At 73.1% G+C, this 24,733-nt stretch carries 21 protein-coding genes; 15 read left to right on the forward strand and 6 right to left on the reverse strand.

What is annotated here, in order from left to right; genetic code table 11:
* Positions 1–6: 6 nt before the first annotated feature.
* Complete coding sequence (locus BJY16_RS39275) at positions 7–1,209, reverse strand: EAL and HDOD domain-containing protein (RefSeq protein WP_185044593.1); 1,203 nt, start codon at positions 1,207–1,209, stop codon at positions 7–9.
* A 151-nt stretch (positions 1,210–1,360) separates the two neighbouring features.
* Here BJY16_RS39275 and BJY16_RS39280 point away from each other — a divergent pair, with 151 nt between their 5' ends.
* The 8 genes from BJY16_RS39280 (at position 1,361) to BJY16_RS48800 (ending at position 12,049) form a co-directional block, all read left to right on the forward strand.
* Entirely contained in the window at positions 1,361–2,908 is a 1,548-nt protein-coding gene (locus BJY16_RS39280) for a long-chain-fatty-acid--CoA ligase (protein ID WP_185044594.1), read from the forward strand.
* Between the two features lie 160 nt (positions 2,909–3,068).
* Complete coding sequence (locus BJY16_RS39285) at positions 3,069–4,376, forward strand: GlnX family signal transduction membrane protein (protein WP_185044595.1); 1,308 nt, start codon at positions 3,069–3,071, stop codon at positions 4,374–4,376.
* Positions 4,376–5,362, forward strand: a complete 987-nt coding sequence (locus tag BJY16_RS39290) for a glutamate ABC transporter substrate-binding protein (protein ID WP_185046888.1) — start codon at positions 4,376–4,378, stop codon at positions 5,360–5,362. Before BJY16_RS39285 ends, BJY16_RS39290 begins: the two co-directional genes overlap by 1 nt.
* Positions 5,359–6,552, forward strand: coding sequence for a hypothetical protein (locus tag BJY16_RS39295; protein WP_185044596.1), 1,194 nt, complete (start codon positions 5,359–5,361; stop codon positions 6,550–6,552). The genes BJY16_RS39290 and BJY16_RS39295 overlap by 4 nt, the downstream gene beginning before the upstream one ends.
* Positions 6,549–8,885 carry a serine/threonine-protein kinase gene (locus BJY16_RS39300; protein ID WP_185044597.1) on the forward strand — a complete coding sequence of 779 codons (2,337 nt, stop codon included), beginning with the start codon at positions 6,549–6,551 and terminating at the stop codon, positions 8,883–8,885. Before BJY16_RS39295 ends, BJY16_RS39300 begins: the two co-directional genes overlap by 4 nt.
* Positions 8,886–8,902: 17 nt before the next feature.
* The gene (locus tag BJY16_RS39305; RefSeq protein ID WP_185044598.1) at positions 8,903–10,135 is read left to right on the forward strand and encodes a PP2C family protein-serine/threonine phosphatase; all 1,233 of its coding nucleotides are present in this window, start codon (positions 8,903–8,905) and stop codon (positions 10,133–10,135) included.
* 10 nt (positions 10,136–10,145) lie between these two features.
* Complete coding sequence (locus tag BJY16_RS39310; protein ID WP_185044599.1) at positions 10,146–11,411, forward strand: vWA domain-containing protein; 1,266 nt, start codon at positions 10,146–10,148, stop codon at positions 11,409–11,411.
* Entirely contained in the window at positions 11,408–12,049 is a 642-nt protein-coding gene (locus BJY16_RS48800) for a double zinc ribbon and FHA domain-containing protein (RefSeq protein WP_185044600.1), read from the forward strand. The genes BJY16_RS39310 and BJY16_RS48800 overlap by 4 nt, the downstream gene beginning before the upstream one ends.
* Here the strand turns inward: BJY16_RS48800 and BJY16_RS39320 are convergent.
* Positions 12,030–12,548, reverse strand: coding sequence for a snapalysin family zinc-dependent metalloprotease (locus BJY16_RS39320; RefSeq protein ID WP_185044601.1), 519 nt, complete (start codon positions 12,546–12,548; stop codon positions 12,030–12,032). The two genes, BJY16_RS48800 and BJY16_RS39320, sit on opposite strands and share 20 nt — an antisense overlap.
* Positions 12,549–12,668: 120 nt before the next feature.
* Between BJY16_RS39320 and BJY16_RS39325 the strand changes: the two genes are divergently transcribed.
* From BJY16_RS39325 to BJY16_RS39335, 3 genes are all read left to right on the forward strand, one after another.
* The gene (locus BJY16_RS39325; RefSeq protein WP_185044602.1) at positions 12,669–14,900 is read left to right on the forward strand and encodes an ATP-binding protein; all 2,232 of its coding nucleotides are present in this window, start codon (positions 12,669–12,671) and stop codon (positions 14,898–14,900) included.
* Positions 14,901–15,000: 100 nt separating this feature from the next.
* Positions 15,001–15,834 (forward strand): alpha/beta fold hydrolase, encoded by an 834-nt coding sequence (locus tag BJY16_RS39330; RefSeq protein ID WP_185044603.1) that lies wholly within the window; start codon positions 15,001–15,003, stop codon positions 15,832–15,834.
* Between the two features lie 179 nt (positions 15,835–16,013).
* Positions 16,014–17,273, forward strand: a complete 1,260-nt coding sequence (locus BJY16_RS39335) for an MFS transporter (RefSeq protein WP_185044604.1) — start codon at positions 16,014–16,016, stop codon at positions 17,271–17,273.
* Between the two features lie 48 nt (positions 17,274–17,321).
* Here the strand turns inward: BJY16_RS39335 and BJY16_RS39340 are convergent, their stop codons facing one another.
* Positions 17,322–18,119 (reverse strand): inositol monophosphatase family protein, encoded by a 798-nt coding sequence (locus BJY16_RS39340; protein ID WP_185044605.1) that lies wholly within the window; start codon positions 18,117–18,119, stop codon positions 17,322–17,324.
* Positions 18,120–18,219: 100 nt separating this feature from the next.
* Here BJY16_RS39340 and BJY16_RS39345 point away from each other — a divergent pair, with 100 nt between their 5' ends.
* The 3 genes from BJY16_RS39345 to BJY16_RS39355 are packed head-to-tail and all read left to right on the forward strand — an operon-like array spanning position 18,220 to position 21,002.
* Complete coding sequence (locus tag BJY16_RS39345) at positions 18,220–18,837, forward strand: TetR/AcrR family transcriptional regulator (protein ID WP_185044606.1); 618 nt, start codon at positions 18,220–18,222, stop codon at positions 18,835–18,837.
* A complete protein-coding gene (locus tag BJY16_RS39350; protein WP_185044607.1) occupies positions 18,834–20,612 on the forward strand; it encodes an AMP-dependent synthetase/ligase in 1,779 nt (592 codons plus the stop codon). Before BJY16_RS39345 ends, BJY16_RS39350 begins: the two co-directional genes overlap by 4 nt.
* Before the next feature lie 9 nt (positions 20,613–20,621).
* A complete protein-coding gene (locus BJY16_RS39355; protein WP_185044608.1) occupies positions 20,622–21,002 on the forward strand; it encodes a VOC family protein in 381 nt (126 codons plus the stop codon).
* Positions 21,003–21,005: 3 nt separating this feature from the next.
* On the opposite strand, the gene BJY16_RS39360 is transcribed toward BJY16_RS39355, so the two are convergent.
* Entirely contained in the window at positions 21,006–21,380 is a 375-nt protein-coding gene (locus BJY16_RS39360; protein ID WP_185044609.1) for a nuclear transport factor 2 family protein, read from the reverse strand.
* Positions 21,381–21,460: 80 nt separating this feature from the next.
* Here BJY16_RS39360 and BJY16_RS39365 point away from each other — a divergent pair, with 80 nt between their 5' ends.
* Complete coding sequence (locus BJY16_RS39365; RefSeq protein ID WP_185044610.1) at positions 21,461–21,979, forward strand: TetR/AcrR family transcriptional regulator; 519 nt, start codon at positions 21,461–21,463, stop codon at positions 21,977–21,979.
* 1,522 nt (positions 21,980–23,501) lie between these two features.
* Here the strand turns inward: BJY16_RS39365 and BJY16_RS39370 are convergent.
* Complete coding sequence (locus BJY16_RS39370; RefSeq protein WP_185044611.1) at positions 23,502–23,855, reverse strand: STAS domain-containing protein; 354 nt, start codon at positions 23,853–23,855, stop codon at positions 23,502–23,504.
* The gene (locus BJY16_RS39375; RefSeq protein ID WP_185044612.1) at positions 23,852–24,682 is read right to left on the reverse strand and encodes an ATP-binding protein; all 831 of its coding nucleotides are present in this window, start codon (positions 24,680–24,682) and stop codon (positions 23,852–23,854) included. Before BJY16_RS39375 ends, BJY16_RS39370 begins: the two co-directional genes overlap by 4 nt.
* Between the last annotated feature and the right edge of the window lie 51 nt (positions 24,683–24,733).

The following is a 24,733-nucleotide window of genomic DNA, read 5'->3' on the forward strand; positions in this document are numbered from 1 at the left end:
CCGGCGTCAGCGTGGCCGCTGCGGGTTGAAGCGGTGCGCGGCGGTCAGCGTCCGGGTCGACCAGCGCATCGCGTCCAGCGCCGGCACGGCCAGGTCGGCCGAGCCGGCCTCGCCCTTCTCGTACGCGCTGACCGCGTTCAGCACCTGGCCGAGCCGGCCGGTGCCGCTGGTCAGCGCGTCCGCCACGTCGGCGGTGAGCGGCAGCTGCTCGGCCATCGCCGCCGGGGTGCTGCCCATCAGCCGGGCCATGCCGGTGACCAGGCCGGCCACGAACGCGGCACCCTGGTCGGCGCCGAACCGGGCGGCCAGGTTCTCGCAGAGCCGGGCCTGGGTGAGCGCGGTGAGCAGCTGCTCCTCGGGGGCCTCGGCGACGTCGTCGACCACCATCAGGGTGGCCCAGCGGCGGATCCGGGTCAGCCCGACCAGCATCACCGCCTGGCGGACCGAGGAGATCCGGCTGACCACCCCGGCCGCGACCGAGTTGCTGACCCGCAGCACCCGCAGGGCCAGGGCCGGGTCGCTGACGATGATCGAGGTGATCTTCTCGAGCGGGACGTCCGGGGACATCAGGGCGGCGACCAGTTCCAGGCGGCGCAGCCGGGACGGGGACAGGCTCGGGGTGCTGAGCACCTGGGGACGGCTCAGCCAGTACCCCTGGCGCAGCTCCATCCCGTAGTGGTCGGCGATGGCGACCTGTTCCTCGGTCTCCAGCCGCTCGGCGACCAGCTGCAGTCCCGGGTGCAGCCGGCAGGCGGCGACGATCTCGTCGAGCCGGCTCAGGTCGCCGTCCAGCAGGTCGAGCTTGACGTAGGAGGCCAGCCCGAGCAGTTGCTCGTGGCCGGAGCCCCAGACGAAGTCGTCCAGGGCGATCCGGTAGCCGGCGGCGGCCAGCGCGGTGATCCCCTCGATCACCTCGTCGTCCACCGCGACCGTCTCGAGGACCTCCAGCACCACCTGCTCCGGCCCGAACGGCAGGGGCAGCCGGCCGGTCAGGAACTCGCGGGTGAGGTTGATGAAGCACGGCCGGTTGCCGGCCACCTCGGCGATCCCGAACTCGGTGAAGGCGTTGATCATGACAGTGCTGGTCGCATAGGTGTCCTGCCGGCCGGACGCGACGGAGTCCATCCGGCCACGGAAGAGCAGCTCGAAAGCGACCACCGCGCCCTTGGCGTCGAAGATCGGCTGACGACCGACATGCACCGCATCCATCACCGGGATTCCCACGTCGCTGCCATCGGCACAAATCCGGGCGACCTGACGAATCCGGACCGGGAAACAAAACCGAAACGGCCGGTTCCCCTTATCGACCGCTCATGTTGGGATGAGACAGCCGTCACAGCGCGTGAAAGGGAACCACCTGATGCTCAACCTCTCCATCCTGCTGGAGGACAGCGCCCGCCGCTACCCGGACCGCGCCGCCGTGGTGCTCGGCCCGCAGCGCCTGAGCTACGCCCAGGTGGATGCGGCGGCCAACCAGGTGGCGGCCATGCTGGTGGCCCGGGGCATCCAGCCCGGCGACAAGGTGGCGCTGTCCTGCCCGAACCTGCCGTACTTCCCGATCGTCTACTACGGCATCCTCAAGGCCGGCGCGGTGGTCGTCCCGCTGAACGTGCTGCTCAAGGGCCGGGAGATCACCTACCACCTGAACGACTCGCAGGCCAAGGCGTACTTCTGCTTCCAGGGCACGCCGGAGCTGCCGATGGGCGCCGAGGGCAAGACCGGGTTCGACGCGGCCGAGGGCTGCGAGCACTTCTTCCTGATCACCGCGGACCCGGCGGCCGCGTCGCCGATCGACGGCGCCGAGACGCTGGGTCAGGCCCTCGCCGGGCAGTCGCCGGTCTTCGAGACCGTGCAGCGCGCCGAGACCGACGCCGCGGTGATCCTTTACACCAGCGGCACCACCGGCCAGGCCAAGGGCGCCGAGCTGTCCCACTCGAACCTGGTGCTCAACGCGCTCACCTGCAACCGGCTGTTCGGCTCGCAGCCGGCCACCGACACCCACCTGCTGGTGCTGCCGCTGTTCCACTCGTTCGGCTCGACGGTGAACATGAACGCCGGCTTCTCGGTGGCGGCCACCCTGGTGCTGCTGCCCCGGTTCGAGGCGAACGCCGCGGTCCAGCTGCTGCAGAGCGAGGACGTGACGTTCTTCGCCGGCGTGCCGACCATGTACTGGGGCCTGCTCAACGCGCTGAACGAGAACGTCGACGTGGCGCGGATCGCGCGGAACATGCGGGTCGCCGTGGCCGGCGGCTCCAGCCTGCCGGTCGAGATCATCAAGGCGGTCAAGGAGCGTTTCGGGGTCACCATCCTGGAGGGCTACGGCCTCTCCGAGACCTCCCCGGTGGCCACCTTCAGCGACCCGGACGCGGAGCCCCGGCCCGGCTCGATCGGCATCCCGATCTGGGGCGTCGAGGTCAAGCTGATCGACCCGAACTGGAACACGATCGGCGGCGCCGACGAGATCGGCGAGATCGCCATCCGCGGCCACAACATCATGAACGGCTACTACAACCGGCCGGAGGCGACCGCCGAGGTGATGCGGGACGGCTGGTTCCGGACCGGTGACCTGGCCCGCCGGGACAAGGACGGCTACTACTACATCGTCGACCGGGCCAAGGACATGATCATCCGGGGTGGCTTCAACGTCTACCCGCGGGAGATCGAGGAGGTGCTGCTCACCCACGAGGCGGTCTCGCTGGCGGCGGTGATCGGCGTGCCGCACCCGAGCCACGGCGAGGAGGTCAAGGCGTTCGTGATCCTCAAGCCGGGCGCCAGCGCCACCGAGGACGAGCTGGTCGCCTGGGGCAAGGACCAGATGGCGTCGTACAAGTACCCGCGGATCGTCAGCATCGTCGAGTCGCTGCCCATGACCGCGACCGGCAAGCTGCTCAAACGCGAACTCAGCTGACCTTCACACAATCGCAGCGAAACCGGCGCCCGGCGGGATACCCGCCGGGCGCCGCCGCTCCATAGACTCGCACCAACACCCGCCCGGCTGGGGTCGATGATCGCTTGCATCGGTGACGCACAGTGGACGGGCAGGCACCCCTGGCGTACGGAGGCACAGCGTGACCACAGCCCTGGCGCACCGGTCCCCGGCGACCTCGAGCACCACCCCGCCGGTGGACGGTCTGCTGCGCCGGGTCGGCCACCTCCGGCACCACTCCCCCGGCCGCCTTCAGCTGATCCTCGCCGCGCTGCTCGCGCTGAGCCTGCTCACCGGTCTGGTGGCCGGCCTGACCGCGCACGCCGCCTCGTCCGGCACCACCGACCTGGGCAGCCGGGCGCAGCCGCTGCTCGCCGAGTCGGAGCAGATCTACACCTCGCTGGCCGACGCGGACACCACGGCTGCCCAGGCGTTCCTGGCCGGCGGCCTGGAGCCGGCCGAGCTGACCCGGCGCTACGAGGACGACCTGGCCCGGGCCGGCACCGCGCTGACCCGCGCGGCCCGGCTGGTGCCGGCCGACAGCGAGGCCGGCAAGGCGGTCGAGGCGCTCTCCACCGGCCTGGCGCGCTACGCGGCGCTGGTCGCCACCGCCCGGGCCACCAACCGGCAGGGCCTGCCGATCGGCGCGTCCTACCTCTCCACCGCCTCCCAGCTGAACCGGGACACCCTGCAGCCGCAGGCCCAGCAACTGTTCCGCACGGCCGGCGCGGAGCTGGGTGACAGCTACGGCGCGGCCCGCAGCTCGTGGTGGCTGATGCTGCTGCTGGTGCTCTTCGTCGGGCTGGGCGTCGCGCTGTTCTGGACCCAGGCCTACCTGAGCCGCACCACGCACCGCACCTTCAACATCCCGCTGGTCGCCGCCACCGCCCTGATCGGCGTGCTGGTCGTGCTCACCGGCGGCATCTTCGCCAACCAGCGGGCCCACCTGGCGGCCGCCGACGCGGAGGGGTCGCGCCCGGTCGCGGCGCTGGCCGAGCTGCGCATCCTGATGCTCAGCGAGCGGGCCGACGAGGCGCTCACGCTGGCCGCCCGGGGCGCCGCCGACCACGAGGCCGACTTCACCACCGCCCGGGACGCGATCGACTTCAACGATCCCCGGCTGAGCCACGCGCGGGCGCAGGTCTTCGAGGCCGCCCGCCTGCACCGGGAGTACCTGACGCTGCACGACCAGGTGCGGCGGCTCAACGAGGGCGGTGACTACGAAGGGGCGGTCAAGCTGGCGATCGGCGAGCAGACCAGCAAGCGGTTCACCGACCTGACCGCGACGATGGACGCCGCGATCGACGAGCGGACCGACGCCTTCACCGGCCAGGTCGAGGACGCCGGCGCCGGGCTCGGCCTGCTGACCGTGCTCGGGCCGCTGCTCGCGCTGGCCGCCTGCGCGCTCTCCGTGATCGGTATCCGTGCCCGCCTGGAGGAGTACCGGTGATGCGTAACCGTCTCGCCCTGATCGCCACCGTCGCCCTGCTGCTGGGCGCCGCCGGTTGTGCCGGCGACTCGTCGCCGCGCTACGACGCCACCACCCCGCCCAAGGCGATCGGCCAGGGCACCGAGCAGGGCGCCGCGCCCGCCGGGACGCAGCCGGCGCCGGCCGGGGAGCAGACGTGCAACCCGCGGGCCAGCCTGCGCCCGTCCGGCGCGCTGCCGCAGCCGGGTCGGATGCCGGCCGGCACGCTGATGGCGGACATCCAGAAACGCGGCCGGCTGATCCTCGGCACCAGCCAGGACACCCTGCTGTTCAGCTCGCGGAACCCGTTCAGCGGCAAGATCGAGGGCTTCGACGTGGACATGGGCCGGCTGATCGCCAAAGCGATCTTCGGCAGCCCGGACAAACTGCAGATCACCGTCATCGGGTACGACCAGCGGGTCAACTCGGTGCTGCAGGGCAAGGTGGACGTGGTCGCCGACACGATGACCGCGAACTGCGACCGGTGGAAGGACGTCAACTTCTCCTCCATCTACTACGAGGCCGGGCAGAAGGTGCTGGTCAGCAAGGATTCGCCGGCCAAGCGGCTGGAGGACCTGGGTGGCAAGAAGATCTGCTCGGCGGCCGGCTCGACGTCGTACGACAACATCGGCAAGGTGAAGAGCAACCCGCCGCCGGTCGCGGTGTCCCGGGCCAGCTTCGGCGACTGCCTGGTGGCGTTCCAGCAGAACGAGGTGGACGCCATCTCCACCGACGACACCATCCTGGCCGGGATGGCCGCCCAGGATCCGTACGCGAAGGTGATCGGCCCGCGGCACACCGAGGAGCCGTACGGGATGGCGCTGAACCGGGACCATCCTGAGTTCACCCAGTTCGTCAACGCGGTGCTGGAGCAGGCCCGGCGGGACGGCATCTGGAAGGCGACGTACGAGAAATGGCTCGGCAGATTCGGACCGGCCCCGCAGCCACCGGCGGCCCAGTACCGATGACGGCCCCTTCGGTAGCCCCCGCCGACGCCGAACTGGCGCGCCTCGAAACCGCCGTGCAGGTGATCTCCCGCAATCTCGTCGAGCTGGACGAGATGCCCGCCCGCAAGGACCTGGACGGCAAGCACCTGACCGGCCGGACCGCGCAGGAGTGGGCCGACGCCAGCGTCGCGATGGCCACCCTGTGGGACGGCTACCGGATGCTCAGCGAGTCGATCGTGCGCGCCCAGTCGCTGCGCGGGCAGCGCCGGTTCAGCGACGCCGACCGGGCGAAATACCTGCACGAGGTGCTCGGCTCGTCGATCCTGCTGTCCACCACCACGGTGCCGCTGGCCCAGCGCGGGCTGCTCGGCGCCGGTCAGATCACCACCACCTGCACGCCGGCCGAGCTGCTGGCCGCGATGGAGCGGTCGTTCACCACCGCGGTCGACGTGGCCACCCGGGCCGCCGAGCGGTGGCAGAAACTCCTCCCGGCGGCCGCGGACGCGGCCGCCGCGCTCGACCAGGCGCGCGAGCTGTCCCGCCGGGTCGGCGCCCCGACCACCCTGCTGGACCAGGCCGACCGGCTGCTCGGCGACCTGACCGGCACGCTCGCCACCGACCCGCTCGGCACCGACCCTGCGATCCTGGACCGGGTGCGCGATTTGATCCGCCGCTCCGACGCCGAGCGCACCTCGGCCACCGAGCTGCGCGACTCGCTGCACCGGCGGCTGGCCGAGGCCCGCGACCGGGCCGACGAGTTGGACCGGGCCGCCCGGGCCGCGCAGGAGGCGCACGAGCGGGTCAGCGGCCGGTTCCCGGCCACCCAGATCGCCACGGTCCGCGCGATGAACCTGCGGCCCGACCTGGCCGCGGTCGAGGCGCTGGCCACCGCCGGGCAGTGGGCGCTGATCAGCCCGCGGCTGGCCCAGTGGTCGCGGGCCGCCCGGGAGCGGCTGGCCGCGCTCTCGGTGGTCACCTCGCACAACGACAAGCTGCTCGCCGAGCGCGACGAGCTGCGCGGCCGGCTGAGCGCCTACCAGGCCAAGGCGCTGCGGCACGGCCTCGGCGAGCATCCCCGGCTGACCCCGCTCGCCGAGCGGGCCCGCACCCTTCTACACACCGCGCCGTGCGAGCTGGACCAGGCTCGGGCGGCCGTCAACGCGTACCAGGAAGCGCTCACCGCCACGATCGCGAAGGATGCCCGGTCATGAAATGCCAGCGGAACTGCCCCGGGACCATCGAGGACGGATACTGCGACACCTGCGGGATGGCCCCGGCCGCCGCGAGCCAGGCCGCGCCGGCCGCGCCGGTGCCGGCCGCGCCGCCCGCGCCCGCCGCGCCCGGCCGGTGCCAGCGCGACGGCTGCGGCGGCACCATCGAGGACGGGTACTGCGACACCTGCGGCCTCGCCCCGGTGCAGAAGGCCACGCCGGCGGTGCCCAAGCCGCGGTCGGCGACCAGTAACACCGGCACGCAGAGCTCGACCCGCAGCAGCGCGCTCTCCACCCGGACCGGGGGCAGCCGGCGCGGCAGCGGCCGTACCGGCTCGACCCGCCGGTTCGGCAGCGGCCTGGTGGAGATCGCCCCGATCGCCAAGGTCGACCCGGCCAGCACGATCATGGTCGACGCCCAGGTGCCGGAGTCGAAGCGGTACTGCGCGAAGTGCACCAACGCGGTCGGCCGGTCGCGCGGTGACCGGCCCGGGCGCACCTCCGGCTTCTGCCCGCACTGCGGCGAGGCGTTCAACTTCACCCCCAAGCTGGTCAAGGGTGACGTCGTCGGCGGGCAATACGAGGTGGCCGGCGCCCTCGCCCACGGCGGTCTGGGCTGGGTCTACCTGGCCGTCGACCTGAACGTGTCGAAACGCTGGGTGGTCCTCAAGGGCCTGCTCAACTCGCAGGACGAGGACGCGCTCGCCGCCGCCCTGGCCGAGCAGCGGTTCCTGGCCGAGGTCGAGCACCCGAACATCGTCAAGATCTACAACTTCGTCGAGCACGACGGCGCCGGCTACATCGTGATGGAGTACGTCGGCGGCAAGTCGCTCAAGGACATGCTCAAGCAGCGCCGCGAGGCGAACGGCGGGAACTCCGACCCGCTGCCGCTGGACCAGGCCCTGGAGTTCCTCATCGAGATCATGCCGGCGTTCAGCTACCTGCACGAGCGCGGCCTGATCTTCTGCGACTTCAAGCCGGACAACGTGATCCAGTCCGGCGACCAGATGAAACTGATCGACCTCGGCGGCGTCGTGCACATCGACGACGAGGAGGCCGCCATCTACGGAACGGTCGGCTACCAGGCGCCGGAGATGGCCACCGACGGGCCGTCGGTGGCCTCCGACCTCTACACCATCGGCCGGTCCCTGGCGGTGCTGACCACCGACTTCCGCGGCTACCAGACCACCTTCAAGGAGAGCCTGCCGAGCCGCAACGAGTTCGAGGTCTACACCCGGCACGAGTCGTTCTACCGGCTGATCGACCGGGCCACCCGGCCCCGCCCGGACGAGCGGTTCGTGGACGCCGCCGAGATGCAGGAGCAGATGCTCGGCGTGCTGCGTCAGGTGGTGGCCGCGCAGGGCTCGCCGAAACCGGCGCCGTCCAAGGTGTTCACCGGCGAGCTGCGCACCGACCTGAAAGCCGGGGCGCCGCGCTGGCAGGACCTGCCCACCCCGCTGATCGACCTGGCCGACCCGGCGGCCGGCTTCCTCGCCTCGATCACCCTGACCGACCCGTCCGAGGTGCTCGCCCTGCTCAAGCACGCCCCGCAGGAGACCGTCGAGGTGCGGCTGCGGGCGCTGCGGGCGGAGATCGACCTGGGCACCCGGCACGGCTTCTTCGACGACGCCCGGCAGGCCCGCGACCGGTTCGCCGCCCGGGACGGCGCCGACTGGCGGCTGGCCTGGTACGACGGGCTGCTCGCGCTGGCCACCCAGGACTGGACCACGGCGCGCGCCCGGTTCGACGCGGTCTACTCGGTGCTGCCCGGTGAGCTGGCCCCGCAGCTGGCGCTCGGCTTCACCGAGGAGCTGGCCGGGCGCCCGCAGGTCGCGGCCGGGTACTACGACGTGGTGAGCCGGACCGACCCGGCGTACACCACGGCCGCGGCCGGGCTGGCCCGGTGCCGGCTGGCCGGCGGTGACCGGACCGGCGCGGTGGAGGCCTACCAGCGGGTCCCCGGCACCTCCTCGGCGTACGCGAGCTCCCAGGTCGGCGCGGTCCGGGCGCTGGTTCACGCGCACCCGGGCGCCACCGTGGACGTGCAGGCGCTGACCGACGCGGCGGCGCTCATCGAGCGGCTCGAGGTGGAGCGGGCCCAGCTCGCCGAGCTCCGGGCCGAGCTGCTGAAGCAGGCACTGTCCTCGATGCGCGGCGGGGTCAAGGTGCCGGCCGCGGTGCTCGGCGGCGGCCGGACCGGCGACACCGGGGAGAAGGACGTGCGGTTCGCGCTGGAGGACGCGTACCGCGAGATGGCCCGCGCCGCACACGGCCCGGAGAAGATCCGCCTGGTCGACATGGCGAACGCGGCACGGCCGCGGACCCGCACCTGAGAGCGAGAGAAGGCACGTTGATTCTGACCGAGTGCGACTCCTGCGCCGAGGGGCGCGCCACCGGCGCGTCGTTCTGCGAGGCGTGCGGGCGCCGGCTGACCGAGACCGCGTCGGTCGGCTCGGCCGGGGCGGAGGCCGGCGCCGACGCCGGCGAGACCGAGGCGACGGAAGCGGACGCCCCCGGGCCGGGCCGGAGCACCGGCCTGGCCGGCCGGGACTGCCCGCACTGCGCCGCGGTGGGCGCGGTCGCCGCCGACGGCTACTGCGAGGAGTGCGGGATGCTCGCCGGGCGCCCGCGCGACCACACCGAGGCGGACGGCGACCTGGTGGCGGCCGCGGTCAGCGACCGGGGCCGGCGGCACCACCGCAACGAGGACGCGATGTGGCTGGCGGTCGGCACGGACGCGGCCGACGTGGTGGTCTGCGACGGCGTCTCGTCGTCGTTCGACCCGGACGTGGCCTCCGAGGTGGCCGCCAAGACCGCCGGTGAGCTGCTGGCCCGCGCCCAGCACCCGGGCGGGCCCGCCGAGCCGGCCGGGACGGACGCGGAGACCGCGGCGCAGCCGGCCGACGAGGACGCGACCGAGCCGCTCGAGCCGGCCGAGCCGGCGCTGCCGATCGCCGAGGTGGTCGGCCGGGCGATCCAGGGCGCCGGCGAGGCGGTCGCCCAGCTGGTCGGCACCGGCGACCCGCGCCGGACCACCTCCAACCCGGCCTGCACGATCGTCGCCGCCGCGGTGCGCGGCCCGCACGTCGGGTTCGGCTGGGTCGGCGACAGCCGGGCCTACTGGATCGCCGCCACCGGGCCGGCCGAGCAGCTCACCGAGGACGACTCGTGGGCCCGGCACGTGATCGCGATGGGCGCCGACCCGCGGGTCGCGATGAACGATCCGAAAGCGCACGCGATCACCGCCTGGCTGGGCGCGGACGCCGGGGTGATCAAGCCGCGGGTCGGCGCGTTCACCGCGGGCGCGCCCGGGCACCTGGTGCTCTGCAGCGACGGGCTGTGGAACTACCTGACCGACGCGCAGGACTTCGGCGACGCGGTGCGGTCCGCGCTGCGCGTCGCCACGGGTCCGCGGCCGCTGCTGGAGGCGGCACGCGCGCTGGTGGCGTACGCGAACTCCGCCGGAGGCGCCGACAACATCACGGTCGCCATCGTGCCGGTGCCACCGCGGACCGAAGGGGAAGTGGCGGAAGCCGAAGGCGACGCCGAGATCAACCGTGACAACGAGACCAGCGAAGCATAAGGAGTCCCGAGTGTCCTACAGCGCCGAGGCCTTCCAGAACGAGTACCTCGCCATGGGCGCCAGCGAGGTGAACGCGATCGTGACCGTCTCCTCGTCGGGCGGCGAGGGCGGCCGCCGCAGCGCCGGGGCGACCGAGATCATCATCGTCGACGCGTCCGGATCCATGCAGGCCGAGGGCCGGATGGCGGCCGCCCGGCAGGCCGCCAAGGCCGCGGTGAACTGCATCGACGACGGCGTCCGGTTCGCCATCATCGCCGGGGTCAGCACCGCGCAGCAGCTCTTCCCGGACCCGGGTCAGCTGGCCGTCGCGTCGCCGCAGTCGCGGGCCGACGCGCTGCGGGCGATCGACCGGCTGCAGGCCAGCGGCGGCACCGCGATGGGCGCCTGGCTGCTGCTCGCCACCCAGCTGTTCGATCAGCGGCCGGGCGACATCAAGCACGCCATCCTGCTCACCGACGGTGACAACGGCGAGCGGTTCGGCTACCTGGAGAGCGTGCTGGAGCAGATCGCCGGCCGGTTCGTCTGCGACTGCCGCGGCGTCGGCACGAACTGGAAGGTCTCCGAGCTCCGCAAGATCGCCACGGCGATGCTGGGCACCGTCGACATCGTCGCCCGGCCGGAGGGGCTGACCGCCGCGTTCGAGCAGATGATCACCGGCGCGATGGGCAAGACCGCCGCGGACGTGCAGCTCAAGGTGTGGACGCCGGTGAACGCCTCGGTCCGGTTCGTCAAGCAGGTGGAGCCGCAGGTGATGGACCTGACCGGCAAGCGGGTCGAGGACGGGCCGCGGGCCGGGCGCTATCCGCTGGGCTCCTGGGGGCAGGAGAGCCGGGACTACCACGTCTGCATCGACGTGCCGGCCGGCAAGGCCGGCGACGAGATGCTGGCCGCCCGGGTCTCGGTGGTGGAGGGCGACACCGTGCACGCGCAGTCCCTGGTGCGGGCGGTGTGGACCGAGGACACCGCGCTCTCCACCCGGATCAACCGGCAGGTCGCGCACTACACCGGGCAGGCCGAGCTGGCCCAGACGATCCAGGAGGGGATCGCCGCCCGGGAGGCCGGCGACGAGCGGACCGCGACGATCAAGTTCGGCCGGGCCGCCCAGCTCGCCCACGAGAGCGGCAACAAGGCCACCGAGGACCTGCTCTCCAAGGTCGTCGAGATCGAGGACGCGGCGACCGGCACGGTCCGGCTGCGGCGCAAGGTGAACGCGGCGGACGAGATGGCGCTGGACACGCAGAGCACCAAGACGGTGCGCGTCGGGCGGTCGCAGTGAGTTCCTTCACCTGCCCGAACGGGCACGTCTCCATCGAGGCGGACTACTGCGACACGTGCGGCGCGAAGATCGGCGGCGCTGCCGAGGCTGCGGCCGCTCCGGCCGCTGCCGTCGCGGAATCGCCGAAGGGCGAGGACTGCCCGAATTGCGGCACGCCCCGGGCCGGCTCCGCCCGGTTCTGCGAGGACTGCGGGTACGACCACACCACCGGCAAGGTGCCGCAGCTCACCGAGGTGCTGCCGGAGCCGGTGGCGGCCGGCGAGTGGACCGCGACGCTCTTCGCCGACCCGGCGTACTTCGCGCTCAACGAGGTCGAGGGCGTCACCTTCCCGGCCGACACCGGGGAGCGGACCATCACGCTGACCCCGCCGCAGGTCCGGATCGGGCGGGGCAGCACGTCGAAGGGCACCAGCCCGGAGGTGGACCTGGCCGACACCGACCCGGGCGCCTCGCACAACCACGCGCTGCTCACGCTGAACGTGGACGGGGTGTGGCTGGTCACCGACCTGGGGTCGACCAACGGGACCTACATCAACGACGAGGATCAGCCGCTGACCGCCGGGCAGTCGCGGGCGCTCAAGGACGGCGACCAGGTCCACGTGGGGGTCTGGACGACGCTTACGATGCACGCTCCGTGAAGTAACCGGCCGGCACCGACACCGAGGTGCCGAACAGACGGTTGACGGTGGCCGCCTCGGTGCTGCTCGGATTCGCGTTCGTGCAGCTCACCGGGGCGCTGCTGCCGGACATCAGGTCGCTGCACAGCCCGGTGCGACGGTCCGGCAGGCCGAGGATGTGACCGAACTCGTGGGCGGCGATCCGCGGCGGGTAGTACCCGTCGTTCACCGCGTCCCGGCCCATGTACCAGCGGCCGTTGCCCAGCGAGGTGGTGTAGGTGCGGGGCCAGCCGTTGTCGGCGTAGACCCGGATGTTCGGCGACCGGCCGGCCGGGACCGGCTCCAGCCGCACGTTGCTGACCCGGCTGTTCCAGATCTGCGCGCCCTGGTTGACCACGGCGACGAACTCCTGTGCCTGACTGGCGTCGTAGTAGAGCACCCGGACCGCGGCCTGGGCGGGGGTGGCCCAGCCGAGCGCGAACACGAACACCAGCGCGGCGGCGACTCTTCTCCACATCATGTCTCGACGCTAGGCCAGACAATGATGAATCTCGATGTGTCGGCTCATATCACTTGGTGCCTCGCGCGGACGTGATGCCCGCCGCTGCGCGCGGGCGCCCCGGTGTGGTCTCGTCGTGCCGTGTCGGAGTTCGGAAGCAGGCTGCGCGAGCTACGGCGAGCCGCGGGACTGACCATGGAACAGCTCGCCGAGGCGTCCGGGGTGAGCGCTCGCGCGATCAGCGACATGGAACGCGGGCACAGCCGGGCCCCGCAGGCCCGCACCCTGACCGCGCTCGCCGCCGCGCTCGGGCTCGACCCGGGCGGCGAGCGCGACCTCGGGGAGACCGCCCGCCAGCAGCGCACCCCGGCGGCCGGCCGGCCCCGGCTGTGTGAGCCGCCGCGGGCGATCAAGGACTTCGTCGGGCGGGCCGACGAGCTGGACCGGATGCGCCGGCATGCCCTGGCCGGCCTCGGCCCGGCCGCGGTCGCGGTGGTGCACGGGCAGGCCGGGCTGGGCAAGACCGCGCTCGCCGTGCGCCTGGCCGACCAGCTGCGCGACCGCTACCCGGACGGCCGGTTCTACCTGGACCTGCGCGGCACCGACCCGGAGCCGATGCCGACCGGTGACGCCCTGGTCCGGCTGCTGCGCGCGCTCGAGGTGACCGCCCGGCAGATCGGCGAGACCGACGACGAACGCTCCAGCCAGCTGCGCGCCGTGCTGCGCGAGCGCCGCTGCCTGCTGGTGCTGGACAACGCCGGCAGCGAGGCCCAGGTCCGGCCGCTGCTGCCCAGCGAGGGCGAGAGCCTGGCCGTGGTGACCAGCCGCCGGGTGCTCGGCGGTCTGGAGGGGGTGGAGCGGATCGCGCTGGCCCCGCTGGCCCCGGCCGAGTCGGCCGCGCTGCTCCGGGCGATCGCGGTACAGGCCGCCGACCCGCGCGCGGCCGCCGAGGTGGAGGCGGTGGCCCGGCTCTGCGGGCATCTGCCGCTGGCGCTGCGGATCGCCGGCACCCGGCTGGCCACCCGCCCGGCCTGGACCGTCGAGCACCTGGTGACCCGGCTCGCCGACGCCGACCGGCGGCTCGCCACCCTGTCCACCGGCGACCTCGGGGTGGCCACCGCGTTCGCGCTGTCCCACGCGCAGCTCTCGCGCCCGGCCCGGGAGCTGTTCCGGCGGCTCGCGCACGTGCCCGGGGTGGACTTCGCGCCGGCCCTGGCCGCGGTGCTCACCGGCACCCGCCCGGACGACGCCGCCGACGGCCTGGACGAGCTGGTCGACCTGGGCCTGTTGCAGCAGTCCGGGCCGGACCGCTACCGCTTCCACGACCTGATCCGGCTCTTCGCGCAGGAGCGGCTGCGGATCGAGGAGCCGGCCGGCACCCGGGCCGCGACCGCCAAGCGGATGGCCGACTGGTTGCTGGAGACCGCGATCGTCGCGGGCCGCTGGTTCGAGCCGGGGTACGGCTGCCTGCCCGACGGCTACGCCGGCCCGGTCCCGCTGGCCACCGCCGAGGAGGCCGACGCCTGGCTGCAGGCGGAGCGGAACAACTGGCTGGGCGCGCTCCGCTCGGCGTCCCGCGGCGGGCAGTACCAGCTGGTCGTGGACGTGGCCGAGGCGATGCACTGGTACTCCGACAAGTACGTGCGGGCGGAGTACTGGTACGACGTCTACGGCCGCTCCCGGGCCGCCGCCGCGCGCCTGCCGGACCGGCGGCAGGAGGTCACCCACATCAACTACTTCTCCTGGGCGGCCACCAACTGCGCCCGCCGGCCGGACGAGGGCGCCCGGATCGCGATGGACGCCCGCCGGGTGGCGGTCGAACTGGGCGACGTCAAGGAGCAGGCGTGGGCGCTGCGCTACGCCGGGGACGCCTGGCGGCTGGCCGGCACCCCGGAGGCGGCACTGCCGGCGTACCGGGAGGCCGCCGAGCTGGCCGAGGCGGCCGGCGACCACGACGGCTACGTGCAGCTGCGGCCCGGGATCGCGCGGAGCCTGGCCGAGCTGGGCCGGGACGAGGAGGCGATCGCCGAGTGCGCGGCCGCGCTGGCCGAGATCGACGCCCGGCCGGTGGCGCCGCGGCCGGCGCTGGGCGCCCGGCTCAACGCGCAGCTCACCACGGCGTCGTCGCTGGCCCGGCTGGGCCGCTGGGCCGAGTCGCTGCGGGCGGCCGAGGAGGCGCTGCCGGTCGCGGTCGAGTACGGCTACGCCGGCTACCTGGCTGAGGTGCACCTCACCATCGGCCGGGCAAGGCTCGCCCTGGGTGCCCGGGACGCCGCCCGCCCCTCCCTGCATCTGGCCCGTGACCTGCTGCGGGACCTGCCGCACAGCGCGCTGCAGACGCTCGCCCGGGAGAGCCTGCGGTCCCTCGCCTGACAGTTCTGCATATTGTTCTGCGTGGTCCGCGGAAACTTCGGTTGCTTGCATGGAAGTACGGACACGCCGCCCGGCGTGGATCGGATGTGAAAGGACTCCCATGGGCTACGTGACCACCTCCGACGGCACGAACATCTACTTCAAGGACTGGGGCGCCGGCCGCCCGGTCGTGCTCAGCCACGGCTGGCCGCTGAACGCGGACAGCTGGGAGGCGCAGCAACTGTTCCTCGCGCAGAACGGCTACCGGGTGATCGCCCACGACCGCCGCGGCCACGGCCGGTCCGACCAGACCTGGCACGGCAACGAGATGGACACCTACGCCGCCGACCTGGCCGCCGTCATCGAGACGCTGGACCTGCGGGACGTCACCCTGGTCGGCTTCTCCACCGGTGGCGGCGAGATCGCCCGCTACATCGGCAACCACGGCACCGCCCGGGTGGCGCAGGCCGTGCTGGTCTCCGCGGTGCCGCCGCTGATGCTGCAGACCGACGACAACCCGGGCGGCCTGCCGATCTCGGTGTTCGACGGCATCCGGGCCGGCTCGCTGGCCGACCGCTCGCAGCTCTACAAGGACTTCGCGGCCGGCCCGTTCTTCGGGGCCAACCGTCCCGGCGCGCAGGTCTCGCAGGGCATGCAGGACTCGTTCTGGCTGCAGGGCATGACCGCCGGGCACCACAACACCTACGAGTGCGTCGCCGCCTTCTCGGCCACCGACTTCCGCGGCGACCTGGCCAAGTTCGACGTGCCGACGCTGGTCATCCACGGCGACGACGACCAGGTGGTGCCGTTCGAGGTGGGCGGCAAGGCGTCCGCCGCCCTGGTCAAGGGCGCCGAGCTGAAGGTCTACCCGGGTGCCCCGCACGGCATCACCGACACCCACAAGGAGCAGCTGGGCCAGGACCTGCTGGCGTTCCTGAACAGCTACGCGGCCTGATCGCCGCCGGGGGAGGCGCTATGCTTCCCCCGGCAACGTTCGTCGATGCGAAAGGGATGGGCATGCGCCTCGACATGGACACGGTCTCCGCCTCGCTGCGAGAGAGCGCCATCTAGAGCTTTTCCTCGCCGCGGGCGGTCTTTCCTCACGACCGTTCATCCTTGGCTCGAGGAGCACTTTTGCATGCCCTTCAGGGCCCGTTGCAGGCAACGGGCTTCGCACGACTCTGGACCGCCGCGGCGGTCTCCAACCTGGGCGACGGGGTCACCATGGTGGCCGGCCCACTCCTGCTCGCGGCGATCAGCGACGATCCCGCGCTGATCGCCGGCGGCGCGTTCGCCGGCCAACTCCCCTGGCTGCTGTTCGCATTGGTCAGCGGCGCCTTTGTGGACCGCCTGGACCGGCGGCGGCTGATCGTCACGGTCAACCTGCTGCGCGGCGCGGTGCTGGCCGTGCTGGCCGTGGCCGTCGCGACCGGGCACGTCACGGTGCCGCTGGTCTACCTGGTGGCGTTCCTGCTCGGGGTCGGTGAGACGCTCGCCGACACGGCGTACGGCGCGTTGCTGCCGTCGGTGGTCGCGCCGGAGGACCTGGACCGGGCCAACGCCCGGCTCGGCGCGACGTTCACGATCGCCAACCAGTTCGTCGCCAAGCCGTTCGGCGCGTGGCTCTACGGGATCGCCGCCGCGTTGCCGTTCGGCCTGGACGCGGCGTCCTTCGTGGCCGCCGCCCTGCTCATCGCCGGACTGTCCCGCACCGCGGCCCCGCTCCCGGGGAGCAGCTCACCGCCCGCGTCGGAGCCGGCCCCGGCCAGGCGCCGGGACCTGCGGGCCGAGATCCGCGAAGGCCTCCGCTGGCTGTGGAACCACCGCCTGCTCCGCACCCTGGCGCTGGCGATGGGCGTCGCGAACATCGTGTTCTGCGCGGCGTTCGCGGTCTTCGTCCTCTATGCCCGGGACCGCCTCGGCCTGTCCGAGGTCGGCTTCGGCTTCCTGCTGACCACGTTCGCGGTCGGCGGGCTGACCGGCGCCGGGCTCGCCACCAGGCTGTCCCGCCGCTTCGGCACCGGCCGGGTGCTGCGCGCCGGCCTGATCGTCGAACTCGGCACCCACCTGACCCTGGCGATCACCACCAACCCGGTGATCGCCGGGGCCGCCATTGTGATCTTCGGAGTGCACGCCATGGTGTGGGGCGTGCTGGTCACCACGATCCGCCAGCGAGCCGTCCCGGACCCGTTGCGCGGCCGGGTCGGCAGCGTCTACGCCCTCCTGGAGACCGGCGGCGCGGCCGTGGGCTGGCTGCTCGGCGCGATCATGACCCAGTTCTGGTCGGTCACCACCCCGTTCTGGTTCGCGGCGTCCGCGATGCTCGCGGTCACCGCCGCGGCCTGGCGTCCGCTCTCCAGGATCAACCCCGTTCCCGGTACGCCCACCGCCTGATCGCCCGGCGTGCCCGGCCCCCGCGGCCGGGCACGCCGGACCCCGGCGTCACGGTACGACCTGCGCGTTCTGCCCCCGGAGGAGATCCAGCGCCGAGTCCAGCAGCGCCGGGCTGCTCGCGAACACGAACGCCCCACTCCCCGGCCGCTCCTGCCCGTTCAGCCCGCGGAAGCACCCACCCGCCTCCGGGATGATCACCGAGCTGGCCGCGAAGTCCCAGATCTGCCCGCCGGTCTGCACCGCCACGTCCAGGTCACCCTGCGCCACCAGCAACGGCGGATGCACCGGCCACGGCTCCTCGGCCGCCACCGCGATCAGCGGCGCCGCGATCTCCCGCCCCCAGTCCAGCGGCACCACCCCGAGCCGGCTCCCGGCCACCCGGTCCGGCGCCGCCGCCACGTGGATCCGCTCCGCCGCGACGATCCCGCCGTCGACGACCTTCCCGCGGTAGGCCCCGGCCCCGCGCGAGGCCCACCACGCGAGCCCCTGCACCGGCACCACCTGCACCCCGGTGGTGACCTCCCCCTCCACCTCCAGCGCGATCAGCACCAGCCACCGCCCGTCGCCCTTGACGAACAACGCCGTCCCGTCGATCGGGTCGATGATCCATCGGCGCCCGTTCCGGCTGGTCGTCTCGCCGTGCTCCTCGCCGAGCACGGCGTCGTCCGGCCGCGCCTCGGCGAGCACCGCCCGGATCGCGTGCTCGACCGCGCGGTCGGCCAGGGTCACCACGGTGCCGTCCTTCTTGATCTCCTGCGGCAGGTCGGCGATCACCGCGAAGTGGCGGAGCGCCTCGGCGGCGCCGGTCAGTGCGGCCCGCTGGGCCAGTTCGAGATCCGTCTCCACGAATCCATCCTGCCGGGTCGGGGCTGCGGGGTTGCCCCATGACGAGGTAACGTCGTGGAAAGCTTGAAGTAACAAGGCGTACTCGAATAGGGAATGCGTGATGTCGGACCGGATCGCCAGCGGCGTGGTGTTCACCGTCCCGCCGTCGCTGCCCCGCGGCCGGCACGAGCTGCCCCGCGAGCAGGTGGTCGCCGCCCAGCGTGAGCGGATGCTGATCGCCGCCACCGAGCTGCTGGCCGGCGCCGGCTACCGCGGCTTCGGGGTGCGCGAGATCTGCGCCCGGGCGGCGGTGTCCCGGGCCGCGTTCTACGAGTGCTTCACCGACAAGGACGCCTGCGTCTACGCCGCCTACGACCGGTTCATCGCGGTCTTCCTGGACCGGCTCGGCACCGGCACCGGGGTCGGCGACTTCGTCACGTCGTACCTCAGCACTCTGACCAGCGATCGGGTCGCGGCCCGGGCCTTCCAGGTGGAGATGGACGCCCTCGGGCGGCCGGCCCGGCAGCGGCGCCGGCAGGCGATCGAGCGGCTCGCCGCGCTGGTCCGCGATCTGCTCCCGGGCGGCTCGGCGGTGCCGCTGAGCGCCTGCGTCGGGGCGATCTACGCGCTGCGGCAGATCGCCTCGGACGGGCTGGACAGCGACGACGATCCCGACCTGGTGGCGCTCGCCCCGGAACTGACGACCTGGTTGACTCGGATGGTGGAGGACCCCGCATGACCCCGACCTGCACCGCGCCGACGGCCGAGGACGCGCTCCTCGCCGAGCTGCGGACCGCCGAGCCGGCCTCGTTCGGCGCGATGTTCCTGGCCCGCGCGCGGGAGCAGCCGGCGGCGACCGCCTACCTGCGGCCCGGCCCGGACGGCACCTGGCAGGCGCAGACCTGGGCGCAGACCGCCACCGCGGTCACCGAGATCGCGGCCGGGCTGCTCGCCCTCGGGCTGCGGCCGGAGGACCGGGTGGCGATCGCCAGCGGCACCCGGGTCGAGTGGATCGAGGCGGATTTCGGGGTGATGTGCGCCGGCGGGGCCACCACTACGGTCTACCCGTCGTCCTCGCCGGACGAGGTGGCGCACATCCTCACCGACTCGGGCAGCCGGTTCGCGGTCGCGGAGAACGCCGGCTTCCTGGCCAAGCTGCTCTTCGACGGCACCCCGGTCGAGCGGGTGGTGCTGATCGACGGCGACGCGACCGGCGATGCCCGCGTGCTCACCCTCGCCGAGCTGCGCGAACTCGGCCGGGACAGCGCGCCCGCGACGGTCGAGGCGGCGGTCGCCCGGGTCCGGCCGGACGACCTGGCCACGCTGATCTACACGTCCGGGACGACCGGCCTGCCGAAAGGTGTCCGGATCGCCCACCGCGCCTGGGTGTACCAGGGCCTGGCGATCCGGGCGATGGGCATCGTGCACCCCGACGACCTGGGCTACCTCTGGCTGCCCCTGTCCCACGCGTTCGGCAAGGCGTTGTTGAGCTGCCAGCTCTCGGTCGGGTTCCCGTTCGCGGTGGACGGGGACGTGAGCAGGATCGTGCAGCGGCTCGGCGAGGTGCGGCCGACCATCATGCCGGCCGTCCCGCGGATCTTCGAGAAGGTCTACGCCGCTGTCAGTGGTGCTTCCGGCGTACAGCAAAAGCTCTTGACCTGGGCCGTGCGCGTGGCGGCGGACCGCAAGTCGGGATGGCGGTTCCGCATCGCGGACCGCCTGGTGCTCACGAAGATCCGGGCGCGGTTCGGCGGCCGGATGCGCTACTTCATCTCCGGCGCGGCGGCGCTGTCGCCGGACATCGCGCGGTGGTTCGACGCGATCGGACTGCCGATCGCGGAGGGTTATGGCCTGACCGAGTCGTGCGCGACGACGATCTTCAACCGGCCGGACGACCCCGAGTACGGCACCGTCGGCCGGCCGCTGCCCGGCACCCGGGTGCGGATCGCCGAGGACGGGGAGATCCTGCTCAGCGGGCCGGGCATGATGCAGGGCTACCACGGGCTGGACTCCAGCGCCACGCTGCGGGACGGCTGGCTGCACACCGGGGACATCGGCGAGATCACCGAGCGCGGCTCGCTGCGCATCACCGACCGTAAGAAAGACCTGATCAAGACGTCGAACGGCAAGTACGTCGCGCCGCAGGCGATCGAGGCCCGGTTCAAGGCGATCTGCCCGCTGGCCGGCGCGTTCGTGGTGCACGGCGAGAAGCGCAAGTTCATCACCGCGCTGATCGACCTCGATCCGGACGAGGCCCGGAAGTGGGCCGCGGCCCACGGCCTCGGCGACGCCACGCACGCCGACATCGCCCGGTCCGCCGCCCTCCAGGAGGCGATGGCGGGGTACGTCGAGCAGCTCAACGCCGGCCTCAACTCCTGGGAGACGATCAAGAAGTTCGCGGTGCTGGAGCGGAACCTCGGCGTCGAGACCGGTGAGCTGACGTCGTCGCTGAAGCTGCGCCGGCGGGTGATCGAGGAGCGTTATCGCCCCCTCCTGGACGATCTCTACGCGTAAGGTCGGCCTATGCATCGAAGCCGGTTGTTCGGAGTCCTGATCGACACCCCGGCGAAGGAGGCCGACGCCGCGGTCTCCTTCTGGGCCACCGCGCTGGGCGGCAGCGCCCGGCCGGCCCCGGGCGAGCCGGAGTACACCGGGATCACCGGCGCGGTCCCCGGCACGGCGGTGGTGGTGCAGTCGGTCGACGACGCGCCCCGCTACCACATGGACATCGAGACGGACGACGTCGAGGCGGAGACCGCCCGGCTGCTCCGGGCCGGCGCCACCGTGGTCACCGACAACGGCGAGCACAAGATCCTCCGGGCGCCGGGCGGTCACCTGCTGTGCGTGGTGCCGGTGCAGAGCTCCGAGCACCTCTTCGCCACCGACGCCAAGGTGTGGCCCTGACCGTCACCGCCGCAGGGCCGCCGCGATCGCCGCGTGGTCGTGATAGTCACGGGACTCCACGATCAGGCCGTCCCTGATCCGCAGCACCTGGACGTTCGCCATCCGGAAGTCCGGTCCGGCGTAGTCGTACTCCGCCACGATCACCTCGGGATCGGCCGTCTCGTGCACCCGCACGTTGTCCGGGCTGAGCGTGATCGGCAGCGCCGCCGCCGCCGCGAAGTGCCGGGCCACCTCGTCGCGCCCGCGCAGCCGAGTCCGCCGCGGGTCGAACGGCATCGTCACCACCGCGTCCGGCGCGTAGAGCTCACCGAGCGTGTCCCACTCGCCGCGGCCGATGCCGCCGGAGAGCCGGGCGAAGACCTCGCGGGGTGTTTCCATGGTCCACCTCCGTGCAGAATAGGAGTGCGTACTCCGTTTCGAGCATACGGAGTACTCACTCCGTTTAGGAAGGGGTTCGGGTGCCACGTGCCGACGCCCAGCGCAACCGGGCGCGCCTGCTGCAGGTCGCCGAGGAGGTCTTCGCCGAGCGTGGCCCGGCCGTCGCCACCGAGGAGATCGCCCGGGCGGCCGGGGTCGGGATCGGCACCCTGTTCCGGCACTTCCCCACCAAGGAGGCGCTGCTCCAGGAGGTCTACCTGACCCGGCTGCGCCGCCTCGCCGACGACGCCGCCGCGTCCCCGACCCTGGCCGGCTGGATCCGCCGCGCCGTCGAACAGTCCCGCGTCAAGAACGCCTTCGCCGACGCCCTCACCGAGGCCGGCCTCGACCCGCGCGGCGTGGCCGGCGACGTCCACCGCGACCTGCTCGCCGCCATCGACACCATGCTCCGCCGCGACCAGTCGGCCGGCGCCGTCCGCGCCGACCTGCGGGTCCCGGACGTCATCGCGTTGCTGGCCGGCGCCTCCCGGGCCGTCGAGGTCTCCCCGGACAGCCAGTCCCGCGTCCTGGACGTCCTCTTCACCGGCCTCAAACCCTGACCGGCGCGGGGTGCGCTGTCCCGCCCTTTCCGGTACGCCCAGGCCGCGGCCCCTGCGGACTCAGCGTCCCACCATCCGCATCAGGGCGTCGTCCACAGCGGGACCGCGCGATCCGGGTCGTGGCCCCTCGGTGCCCGGCAGCGACACCCCCTCAAACCCTGTCGCTTCGTCCGACCGCTCCCCCTGCCGCGTCCCTCACCGCCTGGCCGACCACACCGCACTCGACCGCTGTCGCACCGACTCGCCGCCCGACCGCTCCCCTGCCGCGTCCCTCACCGCCCGGCCGACCACACCGCACTCAACCCCTGTCGCACCGACTCGCCGCCCGACAACTCCCCTGCCGCGTCCCTCACCGCCCGGCCGACCACACCGCACTCAACCGCTGTCGCACCGCCTCACCGCCCGAGAAGTCCGCCGCGCCGCGCTGGCGCGTTGCGCTGGCGCGTTGCGCGCTCCCTGGCTCGAATCCGACGAGACCTCACCGCCTGCCCCTGCGGAGGCCGCTCCACCGCTTCACCCAGTCCCAACCCACCGGCTCCCTGCGACAATGCCCTTGGTCCTCGCTGCTCGGGTCCCCCCTCGGCGCCCGCACACACGCCTCCGAGCGCCACCGGCTGGCGCTCAGCGCCGACTCACCACCCCGAAAGAGGCTGGTCACCGGCCGGGAACAGGAGGACAGGCCGGACAGTTCGCGGGCGACGGTAACGGGGGCAAGCCAGCTGGCGTCCGGCGAGACTCGGCTGGCCGATTCAAGCCACCGCTGCCGACTCAGCGGGAGTTATCCACATCAGGACGTCGTCCACAGCCCAGCTCCGCGGGATGCCGCTCCCGGGTCACACTGTCTTCGGGCGGCTCCCCCTGGGAGGGCGGGGACAGGGAAGTTGCCGGGCCGCTGCATTGGCCAGAACGGCCGGGAGCGCCGTCACCACGGCCGAGGCACCCCTCACGACCAGCCGCTGGCGCGGAGCAGGAGTCCGGCATGGCGCCGTGCACCATGGCAGCGCCGGAACGGCGCGTCACCCGGCTCCGGTGGTGGCGAGACGGCGTCACCCGGGGTCCGACAGTGGACGAGGCGGCGCCACCCGGCTCCGACGGTGGACAAGACGGCGCCAACCCGCTCAGGCGGTGGACGAAACGGCGTCACCCGGGGTCCCCCGGTGGACTGGGCGGTGCCACCCGGCTCCGACGGTGGACGGAGGCGGCGCCACCCAGCTCCAACGGTGGACGAGACGACGTCACCCAGCCCGGGCGGTGCGCGAGGCGGGTCTGCTGCGGGCGTACCGGAAAGCGACCACCGCAAGCCGAAGCGGACCTCGCGCGTGCGGAAGCGGCCCGAGGCACCACGGACCGTGAGCCGGAACCGGCCCAAGACACCACGGACCGTGAGCCGGAACCAGTCCGAGGCACCACGGACCGTGAGTGGGGAGCGGCCCAGGCCGACGCGATCCCTGACGGCCAGCGGGAGAGGGCAGGCGGCGGGTGAGCCAGCGGGTCCGGGTGGCCGGGACGGGTGGAGCAGCCGTCAGTCGAGGCGGAACAAATCGCCGGCGCGGGTGGCGGTGAGGAGCCAGCGCAGGTGGGGCTGCGGGTTCCGCAGGTGGCAGGTGGCGTCGCGGGCGCCGGCCACGCTGCGCGCCGCGACCAGCATGCGCAAGCCGGCCGCGTCGCAGAAGTCGACGCGGGCCACGTCGATGTGGATGTGGCGGACCGGGACGGTGAGGCCGAGCACGTCGTAGACGCGGGTGAGATCGTAGAGCTGGGTTTGCAGCGCGGTCACCGACATCGCGTCCAGGCTGCCCCACAGTTCGATCATCAACCGGTCGCCGTGCCGGGCGCCGGCGATCCTGGTGCCCCCGAACGCGGGATCAGGGCTCATGACGGCACCTCCGGCCGGTTGCGCAGGATCGCCCATACCAGTTTGCCGCCCCGGGCCGGCATCGCGCCCCACGCCGACGCGGCCGCCGAGACGATCCGCAAGCCGAGGCCGCGGTCGGTGAGCGACGGCCCGAGCGGTCCCGGCACCGGGTCGCGGATCTGCGGCAGGGCCGGGTTCCCGTCGTAGACCGCCAGGTGCAGCGCGGCCGTGGCGCCCTCACCGCGCGGCGACACGATCACCTCGATGTCCGTGCCGGCGTGCTCGGCCGCGTTCACCACCAGCTCGGAGGCGACCAGCCGGCCGCGTTCACCGAGGTGCGGCAGGTCCCAGCCACGGCAGGCGTCGCTGATCAGCGAGCGGGCCAGGGACGCGGCGGCCGGGTCGGGCGGCAGCGCCAGGTGCATCCGGTCGATCAGCGGGCGCCGGTGCGCGAGGGCGGTCCGGGTCTGCTGCACCGACGCATTCATGACCAGCCAGTCCCGGGCGCCGAGCCGGCGTAATCGGCGGGCCAGCGGGATCGGCGCCGGCAGGCACACCCCGATCGCGATCGGCGGCTGCATGGCGGCGCCCTGCGCGCACAGGGTGAGCCAGAGCGGCGCGCTGACCGCCCGCGGGTCGCTGAGCCGGTGCAGGTCGACGATCATCCCGGTCGGGTGCTCGGCCAGGCACTTGTCCAGCACCGTGCGGGCCTGCCAGGACAGCTGCCGGTCCCACGGCCCGCGCAGGGTCAGCTCGATGACCGCGGTGTCCGGGTCGATGACGGCGCGCACCGTCTCGGCCGGTGCGCTCGCGGACCAGCCGATCAGATGCGGCGAGTCCGTGGCCATGACCCCTTCCCCGGGCGAACGCACTCAGTGCCATCGATGCTGCCGCCGCCA

The organism is Actinoplanes octamycinicus (genome assembly GCF_014205225.1).
In the GTDB taxonomy this organism is placed as follows: domain Bacteria; phylum Actinomycetota; class Actinomycetes; order Mycobacteriales; family Micromonosporaceae; genus Actinoplanes; species Actinoplanes octamycinicus.

Excerpts from the sequence above, each read along its gene's own strand:
- BJY16_RS39275 (WP_185044593.1), bottom strand. The coding sequence starts at position 1,209 with ATGGATGCGGTGCATGTCGGTCGTCAGCCGATCTTCGACGCCAAGGGC.
- BJY16_RS39280 (WP_185044594.1), top strand. The coding sequence starts at position 1,361 with ATGCTCAACCTCTCCATCCTGCTGGAGGACAGCGCCCGCCGCTACCCG.
- BJY16_RS39290 (WP_185046888.1), top strand. The coding sequence starts at position 4,376 with ATGCGTAACCGTCTCGCCCTGATCGCCACCGTCGCCCTGCTGCTGGGC.
- BJY16_RS39295 (WP_185044596.1), top strand. The coding sequence starts at position 5,359 with ATGACGGCCCCTTCGGTAGCCCCCGCCGACGCCGAACTGGCGCGCCTC.
- BJY16_RS39300 (WP_185044597.1), top strand. The coding sequence starts at position 6,549 with ATGAAATGCCAGCGGAACTGCCCCGGGACCATCGAGGACGGATACTGC.
- BJY16_RS39320 (WP_185044601.1), bottom strand. The coding sequence starts at position 12,548 with ATGATGTGGAGAAGAGTCGCCGCCGCGCTGGTGTTCGTGTTCGCGCTC.
- BJY16_RS39330 (WP_185044603.1), top strand. The coding sequence starts at position 15,001 with ATGGGCTACGTGACCACCTCCGACGGCACGAACATCTACTTCAAGGAC.
- BJY16_RS39345 (WP_185044606.1), top strand. The coding sequence starts at position 18,220 with ATGTCGGACCGGATCGCCAGCGGCGTGGTGTTCACCGTCCCGCCGTCG.
- BJY16_RS39350 (WP_185044607.1), top strand. The coding sequence starts at position 18,834 with ATGACCCCGACCTGCACCGCGCCGACGGCCGAGGACGCGCTCCTCGCC.
- BJY16_RS39355 (WP_185044608.1), top strand. The coding sequence starts at position 20,622 with ATGCATCGAAGCCGGTTGTTCGGAGTCCTGATCGACACCCCGGCGAAG.
- BJY16_RS39360 (WP_185044609.1), bottom strand. The coding sequence starts at position 21,380 with ATGGAAACACCCCGCGAGGTCTTCGCCCGGCTCTCCGGCGGCATCGGC.
- BJY16_RS39370 (WP_185044611.1), bottom strand. The coding sequence starts at position 23,855 with ATGAGCCCTGATCCCGCGTTCGGGGGCACCAGGATCGCCGGCGCCCGG.
- BJY16_RS39375 (WP_185044612.1), bottom strand. The coding sequence starts at position 24,682 with ATGGCCACGGACTCGCCGCATCTGATCGGCTGGTCCGCGAGCGCACCG.